Genomic DNA, 15,093 nt, shown 5'->3' with positions numbered 1-15,093 from the left:
CCCTGCTTACATCTGGAATTCAGGCAAATGCACGGTCATACCGTCCATCGCCTCAGTAATTTCTACCTGGCAGCCCAGACGCGAGGTTCTCGCCCGCTCCGGGGTCATGGACAGCATCTGTTCTTCCGCGTCACCAACCGTTCCGGTATTGCCGAACCACTCATCGGCAACAATCATGTGGCAGGTACCACAGGCGCACTCGCCGCCACAATCACCATCGATACCTGGCACGGCGTTATCAACCGCAACTTGCATAAGCGTAGAACCCGCCCTGAATTCCGTCACATGCTCGGTATCGTCATGTTCAATAAAGATAATTTTTCCCACAGCGCGTCTCCTAGTATTTATGTCTAACCTGAAGATTGGCTATATAGCGGCATGCCAGCGAGGACATTTCTTGACAGGACGGGGACATTTAAAGACAGTAATGACTTTCCGAGGAGAGGCTAATGGCAATAACTACGCAGAGTGATAGCTTGCAAAGCGTGGATGCTGATATCCCATCGAACTACTCACGCCTTATCGCCCGTGAACTTGGTCTGAGTGCACGAGAGCTGCCCCGACTCCTGCGCAAAACAGATGTGGATGTTACGCAATTACTCAAAGATGAGAGTCGACTCACCGCAACCCAACAGATGCAGATCTTGCGTAATGCTTTGGATCTATCCGGTAAACCAGAGTTCGGCTTGCGGTTGGGCAGGCGCCTCACCCCGGCAACCCATGGGGTGATGGGCTTTGTTGCTAACAGCAGCCCCGACCTTTATACCGCGCTGCAAGCCGTTCACACTTTCCTGCCTACGCGAGCAAGCTTTATTCAGGTGAACCTGCAAAACACTGAGGATTATCTGGAATGTGTTGTGAGCTTTCAGGTAGCGATGGACAACGACGTGGAGCGCTGCTTGGCAGATACTGTGATCAAGGCTTTTTTTGAAATTGGCGAGTTCATCGTAGGTCGCCCATTGTATGAATCAGAGGTTCATTTCCCCCATCCAGCCCCCGTCTACCAGGGCATGTACCGGGAGTATTTACCAGGCAAGGTTTACTTTAACTCCGATCACTTCAAGCTAAAATTGGCAATGGGGTTGTGTCGAAAACCGAACGCATCGGCCAATCATGAAAGCTATCATCTAGCCTTTCAGCAGTGCGAATCCATGCTTGCGCGTCTTCAGAGTCCTGAACCGGACTATCGGACTCGGTTACAGAAAATGATGCTGTCCCGGCCACCCGGAACACTTAGTGAAGAAGAGGCGGCTGCCTCTCTCTTTATAAGCAAGCGCACCCTGGCACGGAAACTCAAAAATGAGAACAGCAGTTTCAGGAAGATTCGCGAGGAGGTACTATCGAAGCAAGCAGTAAGCTATTTGTGCAATAGCCAGCTGTCCGTCGAAGCCACCGCCACACTGTTGAATTATCACGACACGGCGAGCTTCAGACGGGCATTTAAACGCTGGTTTGGTCAGACACCCGATCAATACAGGCAGCATGCAGGTTAGTGTTTATAAACAGACTGCACTCACAATCAGCAGCGAGTACGGCCATCAGTTCTCACTGAATAGCAACGTCTACCGCTTGAGCACACCATCCTTAATTACCGTCCACACAAAATCTCCGACATCCTTCACCGTATATCGCCCCCCCTCATTGAACCACGTTGCTACCCAGTTCAACGCGCCCAGCCCGATAAGACGCAAAAGATCACGATCCACATCAGCACGAATCAGGCCCTGAGAGGACAAAGATTGCAACATGGCAGACCAAAGAAGCTCGTATTTGTCTCGTAGATCAATCATTTCCTGGCGGGACTCACCATGCAAGGAGCGCCATTCAAAAAGGAGGACATAGACCATATCCGACCCACCAACCAGCAACTCAAGGTGAGCATTGATCCCCTGACGCAACTGCTCAAGCGGCTCACTTTCCCCCCGAATGGCCTCAGACAAGGCCGTAGACGCTTGCTCAAGCGCAAGGCGCATCAAGTCGACCAGAATGCTTTCCTTGGAGGGGTAACGGTAATGCAAGCTGCCAGGCAGCATGCCACAAGCCTCGGCGATTTCTTTAACGGTGGTTTTATCGAACCCCTTTTGACGAAATAGACGAGCTGCAGCACCGAGCACAAACACTCGATCCGCCTCCGCCACCGGCGTTACCTGATTTTTCTTTCTTCCCACAAGGCACTCCCATGCTGTAAGCCTTTGATTCTAGCATTCCTTTTAAAGTCGGCCCAGCCTTCCTGGCCGATGGCACTATTCGATCTATACAGATAAAAACACGCTGTCTACCTTATAATCTTGAATTTGGTTGGTCATACAAATAAAGTCCAATGAATGCACTTTACTTGGGAGCGATCCAATGGCTCTGGCAAACCGCAAGATTGGTTACGACGAGGTTGTAACCCGTGACATTCACTTTCCCATGAACATCGAAAACGTGGCTCGCCACTGGTTTCGCAACGACCCGTGGTCCACTCACTGGATGAATGCCATTCTCGCCGCCGTCCCCGACGGTGAACGCTGGGTGATGAATTCTGCAAGACGGCAGCTTGGCAAGCTTGACGATCCAGAAGTGCTGAACGCAGCTAAAGAATTCATTCGCCAGGAGCGCATTCATGCTCGTGAGCACGATGAAATGAACGCCATCGGCGTGCAACACGGGGTTCCCATCGACAAGGTTGAAGGCGTGTTCAAGCTGATCCGTAAGCAACTCCAACACCGCCTCAGTGACGATATGCAGAGCTCCATCGCAGCGGCGTTTGAACATTTCACGGCCATTATTTCCTCGGTACTGCTTGAGCACCCGGAGCTGTTTGACGAAACCCACCCGGATTTGCGTGCCATGCTCTACTGGCACTTTGTCGAAGAAACCGAGCACAAGAGCGTCAGTTATGACGTCTTCGTCGATGCCAGTGGTGGTGGCTACCGCAGTTACCGACTGCGTATCAGTGGCATGCTACTGGCCATTGCCCTGGGCTTCCCCATTATGATCGGCAACCAGACCTATCTGCTCTACAAGGATCGTCAAATTCTGAATTTGTGGTCCGCCGCCAAAATGACCAAAGTCCTGTTCTGGCGTCCCGGCATTCTTTCCAAGGTACTCGCTGGCGTGCCCCCCTATTTCTCCCCCACTTTCCACCCGTGGGATGACGATAACCGTGATGTAATCCGGATCTGGAAACGCGCCTACGAAAGAACTGGCGACCCTCATAAGGCCTATCAAGCGCTCAGAGACCACCGAGCCAACAATGTACACGGTACATTCGAAACGCCACAACCTGAACCCGCATGGGGGCAGGCATGAAAAAGAAACCCTTGCACCCGTCAACTCAGGCGGCAGCTGTCATCACCGGGGCGGGTAGCGGCATCGGTCGTAGCTTTGCTTACGAAGTTGCCCGTCGAGGCGGTTCGGTACTGTGTGTCGATATCAATGAAGAGCGCGCCGAACAGGTGGCGATCAGCCTGCGAGCACTCGGTACTCACGCGGTAGCCCTGGGGTGTGATGTCGGCGATGAAAAACAGATGGCATACCTGGCGGAAAATGCCGAGCCTTTGCTCGGCAGGCCGGTAACCCTGGTAATCAACAACGCCGGCGTCGGCCTCGGTGGCCCAATCGGCGAGGTGTCACTTGAAGATTGGCACTGGTGCATGAACGTCAATCTATGGGGAGTTATTCACGGCTGCCATTATTTTGCCCCTCAGCTTCGCGATCTGGGCTATGGAGGCATCATCAATGTGGCCTCTGCTGCCGCATTCGGGTCCGCCCCGGAAATGGCCGCCTACAACGTCACCAAGGCAGGGGTACTGGCCCTGTCCGAAACGCTGTCTTCTGAACTGACCGGAACCGGCGTAAAAATCACGGCCCTGTGCCCAACCGTGGTCCCGACCAATATCGTCGAGAATGGGCGCCTGCCTGAACGTCGCCGTGACTTTGCCCGTTCAGCGATGACCCGCTATGCCCTCACCAACGCCGACCAGGTGGCCCGACAGACCCTCAGTGCCCTTGATCGAGGTGAGCTTTACATGCTGCCACAAATTGACGGCCGGCTTGCCTGGCGGTTGAAACGCCTGACGCCACGACTATACGCCCGCGCGATTGGCGAAGCTTACAGAATGCTGGCTGATTAAATCGCATTTGAGGAAACGGAACACGCAAGGAATTCAATATGGCCTCCATTCCTACAACAATTTTGAAGCTACTTTTTCGCGCCGGCATGAAGCGTGATATACGCGACCCGGACAAACTGGTAAGACATCTTCGCAGGGTGATGAACGCGCCTTTGGCCCCCTCTCTGCTGCCACGCGGAGTGCGACTCAAGCGAGGCAAGGTTGCAGGAATAGCTGGCCACTGGCTAGGCACCGCAGACCCACAAATCACCATACTCTACCTGCATGGTGGCGCCTTCATCGGCGGGCGGCTTGATACCTATCACCACTTTTGTGGCCGTTTGGCTCACGCCCTGAATGCGCGGGTCTTTCTTCCGGATTACCGACTAGCCCCTGAGCACCCCTTCCCGGCAGCAACGGATGACGCCTTTAATGTGTATCGTGAACTGATCGCAGACCCTCGCCCTGTGGTCATTGCGGGAGACTCTGCGGGAGGCAACCTGACGTTAGTCACATTGCTGCGTGCCCGTGATCAGCTGCTGAAAATGCCGGCTTGCGCCCTCGCCATTTCGCCGGCATCGGATGCGCGAGGCACCCTGATGTCCAGACAGGCGAATAGCGACAGCGATACCATGCTTTCCCATGGCATGATTGAGGTGGCAACGGATATCTATCTGGCCGGCGCGGACCCCGCTCACCCGTATGCCTCACCAATCACCGCGGATTTCACCGGCTTGCCCCCTCTACTTTTCACTGTCAGTAGCGAAGAGTGTCTGCGCGACGATACCCATGCAGCAGCACAATGCGCGCGAGATGCGGGGGTGCCCGTGCAGGTTCTGGAGCGCGATGATATGCCGCACGTGTGGCCCGTATTCACCTTTTTGCTACCAGAGGCAAAGCAGGACTTCCCTACCATCGTCCGAATTCTGGGAAAGTATCTGACCAGCAATAACGTCGGCAAAGCCCCATCCCAAACGGTCAATGCTAGCGATAGCGCCATAGTTGAGGTTGCATCATGAATATGGCTGCTGTTGCAATCCATAACCCTCGTCCCAGCGTTACTCCTGATCATGAAGTCATTATCATCGGCGCGGGAATTTCTGGAATTGGTGCGGCAATCCAGCTGCGTGCCGATGGCATCAAAGATATCTTGATCCTTGAGCGAAGCAAGGATGTGGGAGGAACCTGGCGCGACAACCGTTATCCGGGAATCGCTGTCGACATTACCTCGTTTACCTATTCATTTTCCTTCGAACAAAACGCAAATTGGTCTCGCGTTTTTGCGCCGGGAAACGAGCTTTACCAGTATACAAGACAGGTAACAAGCAAGTATGGCATCTACCCACTGATTCGCTTTGGTGTCGAAGTCGCTAGCGCCCGTTTTGATCTCGACAGCCATGTCTGGTTGATCGATCTTACGGATGGCAGGCGACTTAGTGCACGCCATATTGTCTCGGCCTGTGGCGGTTTGATATCACCCAAGATGCCAGATATTGAAGGGCTTGATACGTTCCAGGGCAATGTCATTCACACTGCACGCTGGCCAGATGACCTTGATCTTAGTGACAAGCGAGTAGCGGTAATAGGCACTGGCGCCACTGCAGTGCAACTGATTCCGAAAATTGCCCGCCAGGCTCGTCAACTTGACGTCTACCAGCGCACCCCCATCTGGGTGCTGAAGAAGCCGGATCAGACTCTGCCTGGCTGGCTCAAGGTATTGTTCCGAACCGTACCGGGCTTGCAACGCAGCCTTCGCGGCGCTACCGACACCGTCAGCGAAACCCTGATGGTGCTTTCCGCAATATATTACCGGCAGGCCCCTTGGCTGGTTCGCATGTGTGAAAAGGCGGGCATAAACAACCTGCGCGAACAGCTGCCCAACCGCCAGGACCTGTGGCAAGCACTGACACCGAAATACGGCTTCGGGTGCAAAAGGCCAACGTTTTCCAACGACTATTTCCGAACCTTTGCCCGAAACAACGTTGAGCTTGTCACGACCCCGATCAAGCGTATTACGTCCCGCGGCATCACCACCCAGGACGGCCGCTCACGGCGTATCGATACCTTGATCCTCGCCACCGGTTACAAAACCTTCGAGAAAGGAAATATTCCCTCGTTCGACGTCATCGGCAGCAACAACATCAATTTGGGCGATTTCTGGCATGACTACCGTTACCAGGCCTATGAAGGGTTGACCATTCCGGGCTACCCGAACTTTTACATCATGCTCGGTCCCTATGCCCTTATCGGCACCTCTTACTTCAAGATGGTCGAAGGGAATGCCATCCACCTCTCTCGCTGTATTCGCGAAGCCAACCGACGTGGAGCCAGCCAAGTGGAAATACGTCAGTCCGTCCATGACGCGTATTTCCGCAATATCCAGAAACGCCAGCAAAACACCGTGTTCCTTAACCACAACTGCGCGCTGTCGAACAGTTATTACTTCGACCATCATGGTGACGCGCCAATGCTGCGGCCCTCTACCTCTCTGGAAATGCTGTGGCGAGCCAAGCATTTACCGATGGATCACTACCGGTTCAGTGTACTGGCCGGGCACACTCCCAGCAGACACGACGGCGGGAGACAAGCCTGTGAGCCACATCCCCAGCTGCCAGAGAAGGGCATTCCGGCAAAACAAACAGATAACAATTCTCAGTGACTGTGCCAGAGAAAGTGTGGAGCCTGCTTGTACATGTCACGCCAGCAGAGCTCTCCAGATCCAGTTGACCGTGCGCTTTAGCGCTGCCCAGGAGGCGTTACACCACTCGATAACCCATGCCTGGTCAGCAACAGAACACGGCATCTCGTCATAGACGACGACTGGGCGTCACGCATTAATGTGTGACATTACCGGAGCGCCAGAGCACAACGTCATTACAGTCATGGACACAGACAGCTAAGCCTGAGACCAATATTGGTTGTTTAACCAAACAAACAGAAAATCAGAACAACTCACCATCTATAACCAGAACAGCCCCCTTTAGGAGCCTGAAATGTCTGCAAAAAAAACAAAACGGTTACCTCTCCTTTTCTTCACGTGCACTACAGCATTGCTCTCACCCGGCTTGGCCATTGGCGGTGCTGGCGACGGAGCGAGCACTTATGGGCTAGGCCCAATGAATGCCGGCACTGCCTTGGCATTCAGTCCTTTTGCATCCAACAGCTGGTCGGTGTACTACAACCCGGCCGCCATGGCCCGCTCCCCGGAGGGCGAACTGGGAGTCATTGTGCAGTATGGCGACCAGGAATTACGTGCCAAATCACTGGGAGGAACAGACCCTTTGGAGCGAGAGAATGATATCCTCTCTGACACCAGTTCCGAACTATTATTAATCGGCTTCAAAAGCCGCGTCGCCGGCATTTCCAGCATCGACAAGCCCATTTACTTTGGCCTGAACGTGGGTGTAGACCAATACACATCCAACCTATTGCCCTATCAGGCCAATACCAGCCAGAAAGGGCAGTTTCTACGCTATGAATCTCAGCCACTTTATCTCGCCTTTGGTGGCGCTATCAGCAACGTCCTGAGGGGCGTTGACGTCGGCGCATCAGCACGTCTTACCCTCCAGGCCAAAGCCAACCTGGAAGCAGTTTCAGACCTTGGCGGCAACACAGACTCTGAAAAACTTTCCCTGGAAGCCTCTCCATCCCTATCACCGGCACTAGGTATCAATATCCGCTCTGGAGAAATGTTTTGCGGTACAAGCGAGTGCATGCCTTTTGGAATGGATAAGATGGAGCTGGCTCTTTTCTGGCGGGGGGAAAGTAGCTATGAGGTATCCGTGGATGCCAATGTGGTTGTGCCGGGAGTTATCCCTGAACCAGGCCTGAGCCTAGCGCTTAGTACAATTGATACCTATCAACCTGAAGTTCTCGGCGCAGCCATTTTGCTTCCCGTTGGCAAATTCGAATTGACGGCAGGCATTGAGCAGCACAATTGGTCTGCGCTTGAAAGCGAGTTTGCCGACGATACTATTCGCGATCAGGCTAATCTAGCGTTTGACGACATCACCATTCCCCGAATTGGCGTTAGCTATCAGTGGTCGGAGTCCATGAAACTCTTTGCCGGCGCAGCCCTGGAGGACTCACCTTTAAAATCCAGCCGATCCCAGGACGTTAACTATCTTGACACCGATAAAAAGGTTTTCGGTCTGGGTGCCAGCTACCGTCTGTCCAGCGCGCCAATAATAGATATGCCATTAGAACTCTCCTTCGCTTACCAGTATCAAATGCTGGATGAAGCTGATTTCGAATTGACCTCCATCAACTCTTCCACCGATCCAGCCCCTTATGAAACGGTAAGGGCTGATGGTGAAATAAACGTATTTTCTTCCTCCCTGTCGCTAAAGTTTTAACAACAGGCATGCGATTAATACCAGGAGAAGAGCAATGAATAATAACCCCATCACAATCCACCAGTTTCTGATTAGTCTGGCGGTCGCCATAGCAGCCCTTCTGACCGGGTGCGGTGGCGATCAGGGCGATGTAAGCAATCCCTGGAGCACACCAGAGACATTAATTTTTTCTTACCCTTATCCTGGCCAGACCGAGGTTCCAGCTACCGCGCCAGTAATCCTGCGATTTTCCTCTGCACTTGAGCAAGAGGTTATTGATGACATTGACTCACGCCTACAGCTGGTCAGTGATACTGATGGGAATACCGTCATGGTTGACTATCAGGTGGTAGACAATGGCAGAGGCCTGGCCCTGTATCCTCAATCGCGGCTGGCTCCGGCGGAAGCGTACCATCTGGTTGTCAACGATGATGGCCTTGGAGCCATTGATGATAACTCCGTGGCCCGCGTTCGGTTTCGGACTGCAGGCAGTCAAGCCGGCGCATCGCAAACCATGGGAAGCGGCTCTTTCACCCTGCTTTCAGCCACTCCTCTAGACCAACCGTCATTGCTAGAGCCGATTGATGATGCCAGCCATCCCAACGACATGAGCACCTTCAGGATGTCGTTTAACCAAACGGTTGATCCGACCAGCACAGCATATGGCGAAACCGGATCGGTTCAACTTCGTGACAACCTCGGCAAGTTGGTTCCCGCATCACTATTTTTGCAGGGTCGTTACCTGACACTGGATCCTGACCAGGATCTGAAACCTGTGGAACACACACTAACGATTGCTGGGCTGCGGGCCCAGACTACCGGTGAACAGTTGCCGGAGTACAATCGGACTTTTGTTCCGGAAGCCACTCTTCCCCGTGCTACATCCGTTCTAAAAGTTGGCAGTCTTGGAGCTGAGCAACCTGGACTAGTGTCAACTTTAACCGGCAACCCGATCAATCAGGTGCCAGTACAATCCTTTGTGCTGGGAGATGAATCATTTACCGGGTTGAGCGGGGATCTAGCTGCAGATCTGGCTTTTGCTCCCAACTTTCCTAATGCCGTTCCACTGCGAGTACCCGCTGGTTCCGTACTCCGAGGCACCCCCGTGGACGTCAATATACTGGGCGAAATACCGTCCGGGCTGGAAACCGGTGAAGTCACCATCACGATACTCAGCGACGCTAATGGGTATCTGATCCCGAATCCATTCAGTGATTCCCCATCGGTTCCCCGCTATGCCCTGCTTAATATGGACGCAGCAATGACTGCAGCAGGTCAAGAGCCCAATGCGGCTCTCAGCCAGAACCTGCTTAATGTGCAGGTAGCGGGTTTAGCCGTTGTAAAGGATGGTGTACTAGTACTGGATGCGGTCAGTGTGGTTGAACCTGATGTACTGGGCCTGGAGAAGGCATCCGGTCTGCTCTCATTCCGCATGGAGGCCTATCAAAACCAGCGCCAAGCGCCTGCCCCAAGCCAAGACACTCGACCCTTGCAGCTTCAGTCTTGGGCACCGGGAGAAACGTTCCAACCCAATGCAAGGCCTGGTGACCCCGTTATCCTGAACTTCAACAAACCATTAGACCCAGCTTCGGTGTTCCTTGACGGTGCCGTACAGGTTTCTGTTGATGATGTAGTAAAGACGTACCCAATACGTCACGATGGAGCCACGATCATCATCGGAGGAGATATCCTTCAACACGGAAAAGACGTCGGGGTCACCCTCACCAGCCTGCTCCGAGATACGCAGGGAAACCCGCTCAACCAGGACCAGACACTCAACATCCGCCTACCGGACTTCGTGCTTCCCAATGGCAGCACCAATGAGCTACGTGCACCACTTGTCGCTGCTGTTTTTCCCGGTTACCCCTGTGCGTTAACCGATGTCGATCTTACCGGCGAAAGAGAGACTTGGCGCAATGGCCGATGTGTAGGAGGTAAAAATAGCGACCCGCTCTATCCTGTACCGAATATGTTCAAGGATTTTAGTATTCGAGTCATCTTTAGCCGCAGTATCGACGGCGACACGGTTAATGATCAGACTTTTGTTGTTGAACACTTCGATACCAACAATAACGCATGGGACCCCATCAATGGTCGTCTCAAGGTGCTTGCCCAGCGAATAGAGTTTCTCCCGAACAACCCGTGGCAGATTGGCGAGCTTTATCGCTACACCCTGCACTCCGAGCAAAACTCGCCTGTTTGTGGCACCAATGCCATATGTTCAACCGATGGTGCACCGCTACAAACACGTCAAATCTCTCAGTCCAGTTCCTCAGCCCCAGAGCTTAGAGAAGGAGGTCCAGACCTAACCAATCACTTCGTTGTAACAGGGGAAGAGGACCGGATCACCCGTGTGTCGTTACGCTCTCTGCCGGTTGCGGATGTTAACGCTAATCTTAGTATCGATGACAACGAGCAAGGTGCGGTACCCGATGGTAACGGCGGTGCCATTGCCGATGCCAACTACCTACAGCTTAGGCTAAAAAACAAATCGGGAGTAATAACCCATGCCAACATTGGCTGTGGTATAGGCGACGATTGCCCGGAAAAGAAATTTGCCTTTGTCGGGTCAGGCGCCTTGCAAGCCGGGGTAAGCCAGTATGAGCCGGATGTCACCATCAACCGACGCCTCATCGACAGCGACCCAATGACATCAAATGAAGTCACCGGCGCCGTCATTGCCAAAGTCTTCCCCACTGTTCTCCCAACGACGAGTGTGTTTCTGGAAGCCCGTGCACTGGGATTAATCACAATACCGTTAGACACCGGCCCCCTGGTGCTTCGCTTGGCATATGAAAACAATCAGCCCATTACTGGCTATATCACCCGAACCCCTGATGGCCCCTGGTTTAGCACCACGTTTGATCTCATGGTGGATGCACCAGAACTGGAACCACGACTAATCATTGAACTTGGGCATGACATCCGCAGTAAAAAAATAACCGGAGTCACCTTGGAAGGGCCGTTACGTTTTGTTGACGATGGTCGCCTGATTCTAAAAGTTCGCAACCCTGACTCTCTCGTCATACCAGCCAACATTGATCTGCTTGGCATAGGTTTGGCCGGTGTCGAATTGGAGGTACCGCCCCTCGGCGTAGACCTTACTTTTACCTTCTTGCCGGTAAAAGATTTTTAATATATTCCCCTTGTGCTAACGCACTTTCATGCCCCCTTTATGGGGGCTTTTTTCTGTCCTCACCGTATGCCACACCGCTGAATGATCATCAATATCGTCAAATAGGACTTTTCTTTGTGTAGAAGAAACGCTAATATTTGGTTGTTTGGCCAAATAAATAAATGCCTATAATGATGCATCCTCACGACAGCCTCGCAAGCCTTGCCTATAGCGATTCAAAGCACTCACCGGAATCTGGCAGGGATATACAGTTCCCGGGAAACGGCGGGTTGGTTCTTAGTGCAACCCAGTTCGGGGACCCGAAGTCACCGCAGGTGCTTTTGCTGCATGGCGGCGGACAGACCCGTCATGCCTGGGCGCACACGGCAACAGCTCTGGCCAGATCCGGGTACTGCGCTACCTGCATTGATGCCCGCGGTCATGGTCAAAGCCAGTGGTGCCCTGAAGGGGATTACAGCGGCACCGCGCTGGTATCAGACCTCCGCGCCATCATCCAATCACTTCCCACATCACCTTATATCGTGGGAGCGTCAATGGGCGGACTGACGGCCATGCTTACCCTTGGGGAGGAGCCCCCCTTGCCCTGTCGAGGTCTGGTACTGGTGGATGTGGCCCCACGGCTTGAGACCAAAGGCGTTCGCCGGGTGATTGAGTTCATGCGCCGCCACCCTGACGGTTTCGACTCTCTGGATCAGGTTCAGGATGCCGTGGCTGCCTATAACCCAACACGAAAAGCACAATCAAGCTCACAGGGCTTGCGAAAAAACCTCCGCCAGGACGCTAATGGCCGTCTCCATTGGCACTGGGATCCTGCGTTTCTTGATCATGCGGTAATCCCTGAAGCAAATGAAGGCATGTTCGGCCGAGCGCGACTCAATCTTGCAGCAAGCAAACTCAAATTACCGATATTACTCATCCGCGGCCATCACAGTGATGTACTCAGCGAAGCAGGAGCCCAGGAATTATTAGCCCTCGTGCCACATGCCAAGTACCGAGTAATCCATCAAGCAGGTCATATGGTAGCGGGTGACCGCAACAGTATTTTTACCGGAGCAGTGCTGGACTTTCTTCAGCACCTTGACCCGCAAGGAAATCACATACGCTCCACCGATCGGAGACTTACACCATGAAACATAAACACCTCGACGTGCTGATCATTGGCGCGGGCCTTTCCGGCGTTGGTGCGGCTTGTCACCTAAGCCGCAAGTGCCCAGATCTACGCTATGGCATCCTTGAGCGACGCAAGCGCGTTGGTGGCACCTGGGATTTATTTCGCTATCCCGGCATCCGTTCGGACTCCGATATGTTCACACTCGGCTATAACTTTCGGCCTTGGACAGACACCAAGATGCTTGCCGATGGCCCCTCTATTCGCAATTACATCGAAGAAACCGCTGAGCATCATCAGGTCCACAAGAAAATTCATTTTGGCCTGAAAGTCACTGCCGAGGACTGGAGCAGCGAATTCAATCGCTGGACGGTTACCGCGTTGAACGAGGAAACCGGTGAAGAAGAAGTTTTCACCGCTGGGTTTGTCCTCAACTGTACCGGTTATTATAACTATGACGCCGGCTACACACCGAAAATTCCTGGAATCAATCGCTTTGGCGGCGAGGTAATTCACCCGCAGCACTGGCCAGATAACTACGACTATACGGGTAAGCGAGTTGTCGTGATCGGCAGCGGCGCCACCGCCGTAACACTGGTGCCCGCGATGACCGACCGCGCTGCGCATGTCACCATGTTACAGCGCTCCCCTACTTATGTTGCCTCCGTCCCTGAGCAAGATCTCATCTCGAAAAACCTGCGCCGAGTACTGCCAGAAATGCTTGTTTACCGCATGGCGCGCACACGCAATATCCTGCTGCAGAGAACCGTATTTAACCTATCGATTCGTAAGCCCAAAGCGATCCGCAGATTACTGCTGGCCGCTGCTCGCAAACAACTGGGGCCGGATATCGACATGAAGCATTTTCAACCTCACTACAACCCATGGGAGGAACGAATGTGCGCAGTTCCCAAGGGGGATCTGTTCAAGGTGCTTCGTGAAGGCAAGGCTTCCGTGGTGACGGATCATATAAAAAATGTCACCAAAACCGGTATAAAACTGGAATCTGGGGATTGGATACCTGCCGATATTATCGTCACAGCTACCGGTCTGGATTTGCAAATGTTGGGCGGCGCAGAGCTACGTGTTGATGGTACGCACGTCAATCTCTCAAACACCATGATGTACAAAGGCTTAATGCTGGAAAAAGTGCCTAATATGGCACTGGTCTTTGGCTATACCAACGCGTCCTGGACCCTCAAGGCAGATATTGCCTCCGAATTTGTTTGTCGGCTTCTCAAGCATATGCGCAAGACAGGCGCAGAAAAGGTGACCCCTATCGACGAGGAAGGGTGTGGCTCTGATGTCAACTTTCTCAACCTTCGCTCTGGCTACATTCAACGTGCTGATGACCGCCTGCCACGCCAAGGCAACAAAGATCCTTGGCAAAACCTCAACGATTATCTTCACGACCTGCCGGCGCTTCGTTATGGAAAAATGAATGATGGCCACCTTAAATTCGAAACGACAAACCTACATAAAACGAAACGCAATCTCGTCCAAAAACTTCTGAGCAACACACTCAATATAGAGGCGCAACGATGAAATCATTTTCAGGAAAAGTCGCGGCGATCACTGGCGCCGGGTCGGGCATCGGGCAAGCCACGGCGATTGCTCTAGCAAAAGAAGGCTGCCACTTAGCGATCTCTGATATCAGCGAAGAAAGCCTAGAGAAGACGGTCGAATTACTGGCAGGCTACGCCGTCAACATCAGCACTCATGTTGTTGATGTCAGCAACAAAAATGCGGTTTATCAATACGCGGAAGATACCGTATCAACACACGGAAAAGTAAATCTCATCATGAACAATGCCGGTGTGGGACTGGGTGAGACCGTCGAGAACATGAGCTATGAAAACTTTGAATGGCTGATGAATATCAATTTCTGGGGTGTCGTATACGGTACAAAGGCATTTCTTCCCCATCTCCAGAAAATAGGTGAAGGCCATATCGTCAATATCTCCAGCGTTTTCGGCATTATCGGTGTTCCAACCCAGTCAGCCTACAACGCCGCAAAATTTGCTGTTCGCGGATTTACAGAATCATTACGTGAAGAGCTGGATATCGCGGGCGGCCTTGTCAGCGCGACTTGCGTTCATCCAGGTGGAGTAAAGACCAACATCGCGCGTAATAGTCGCATGGGAGACATGGGCAGCATGAACATGGGCGACAAAGAAGAGATTGCCAGCATGTTCGAAAAAATTGCCATGACCACACCCGAAGCTGCCGCTAGAACCATCCTGAAAGGCGTGCGGAAAAACCGGCGAAGAGTTTTGGTAGGCGGTGACGCGGTCATGCTGGACACCACACAGAGACTGATACCCACAGGCTACCAACGCTTGCTTGAAATTATGTTTAAAAAACAGCAAAGCAGCAAAAATAAAAAAACGCATCAGGGCATGGCCTGACATTTTTCTC

General features: G+C 52.8%; 12 protein-coding genes. 10 read left to right on the top strand and 2 right to left on the bottom strand.

Annotated features, from left to right (window positions below; genetic code table 11):
- Positions 1-6 precede the first annotated feature (6 nt).
- Complete coding sequence (locus Q0Y02_RS03575) at positions 7-327, bottom strand: 2Fe-2S iron-sulfur cluster-binding protein (protein ID WP_008930234.1); 321 nt, start codon at positions 325-327, stop codon at positions 7-9.
- Between the two features lie 122 nt (positions 328-449).
- On the opposite strand from Q0Y02_RS03575, the gene Q0Y02_RS03570 reads away from it, so the two are divergent.
- Positions 450-1,493, top strand: coding sequence for an AraC family transcriptional regulator (locus Q0Y02_RS03570; protein WP_035248724.1), 1,044 nt, complete (start codon positions 450-452; stop codon positions 1,491-1,493).
- A 69-nt stretch (positions 1,494-1,562) separates the two neighbouring features.
- Here the strand turns inward: Q0Y02_RS03570 and Q0Y02_RS03565 are convergent, their stop codons facing one another.
- The gene (locus tag Q0Y02_RS03565; protein ID WP_007151233.1) at positions 1,563-2,168 is read right to left on the bottom strand and encodes a TetR/AcrR family transcriptional regulator; all 606 of its coding nucleotides are present in this window, start codon (positions 2,166-2,168) and stop codon (positions 1,563-1,565) included.
- Positions 2,169-2,349: 181 nt separating this feature from the next.
- On the opposite strand from Q0Y02_RS03565, the gene Q0Y02_RS03560 reads away from it, so the two are divergent.
- From Q0Y02_RS03560 to Q0Y02_RS03520, 9 genes are all read left to right on the top strand, one after another.
- On the top strand, positions 2,350-3,294 hold the full coding sequence (locus Q0Y02_RS03560; protein ID WP_008930237.1) for a metal-dependent hydrolase: 945 nt from the start codon (positions 2,350-2,352) through the stop codon (positions 3,292-3,294).
- Positions 3,279-4,118, top strand: coding sequence for an SDR family NAD(P)-dependent oxidoreductase (locus Q0Y02_RS03555; RefSeq protein ID WP_022983810.1), 840 nt, complete (start codon positions 3,279-3,281; stop codon positions 4,116-4,118). Before Q0Y02_RS03560 ends, Q0Y02_RS03555 begins: the two co-directional genes overlap by 16 nt.
- Positions 4,119-4,156: 38 nt before the next feature.
- Positions 4,157-5,116, top strand: coding sequence for an alpha/beta hydrolase (locus tag Q0Y02_RS03550; RefSeq protein ID WP_035233473.1), 960 nt, complete (start codon positions 4,157-4,159; stop codon positions 5,114-5,116).
- Entirely contained in the window at positions 5,113-6,756 is a 1,644-nt protein-coding gene (locus Q0Y02_RS03545; RefSeq protein ID WP_007149384.1) for an NAD(P)/FAD-dependent oxidoreductase, read from the top strand. The genes Q0Y02_RS03550 and Q0Y02_RS03545 overlap by 4 nt, the downstream gene beginning before the upstream one ends.
- 334 nt (positions 6,757-7,090) lie before the next feature.
- Positions 7,091-8,452 (top strand): outer membrane protein transport protein, encoded by a 1,362-nt coding sequence (locus tag Q0Y02_RS03540; protein WP_063509526.1) that lies wholly within the window; start codon positions 7,091-7,093, stop codon positions 8,450-8,452.
- Positions 8,453-8,486: 34 nt separating this feature from the next.
- On the top strand, positions 8,487-11,567 hold the full coding sequence (locus Q0Y02_RS03535) for an Ig-like domain-containing protein (RefSeq protein WP_297764480.1): 3,081 nt from the start codon (positions 8,487-8,489) through the stop codon (positions 11,565-11,567).
- A 161-nt stretch (positions 11,568-11,728) separates the two neighbouring features.
- Positions 11,729-12,697, top strand: a complete 969-nt coding sequence (locus tag Q0Y02_RS03530; protein ID WP_365848622.1) for an alpha/beta hydrolase — start codon at positions 11,729-11,731, stop codon at positions 12,695-12,697.
- Complete coding sequence (locus Q0Y02_RS03525; protein WP_035248735.1) at positions 12,694-14,220, top strand: NAD(P)/FAD-dependent oxidoreductase; 1,527 nt, start codon at positions 12,694-12,696, stop codon at positions 14,218-14,220. Before Q0Y02_RS03530 ends, Q0Y02_RS03525 begins: the two co-directional genes overlap by 4 nt.
- Positions 14,217-15,083, top strand: a complete 867-nt coding sequence (locus tag Q0Y02_RS03520) for an SDR family oxidoreductase (RefSeq protein ID WP_007150445.1) — start codon at positions 14,217-14,219, stop codon at positions 15,081-15,083. Before Q0Y02_RS03525 ends, Q0Y02_RS03520 begins: the two co-directional genes overlap by 4 nt.
- The last annotated feature ends 10 nt before the right edge of the window (positions 15,084-15,093 follow it).

The organism is uncultured Alcanivorax sp., from assembly GCF_947258575.1.
Classification (GTDB): domain Bacteria; phylum Pseudomonadota; class Gammaproteobacteria; order Pseudomonadales; family Alcanivoracaceae; genus Alcanivorax.
Note: the sequence above shows the minus strand (reverse complement) of the source record. Positions and strands in the feature narration are given on the sequence as shown.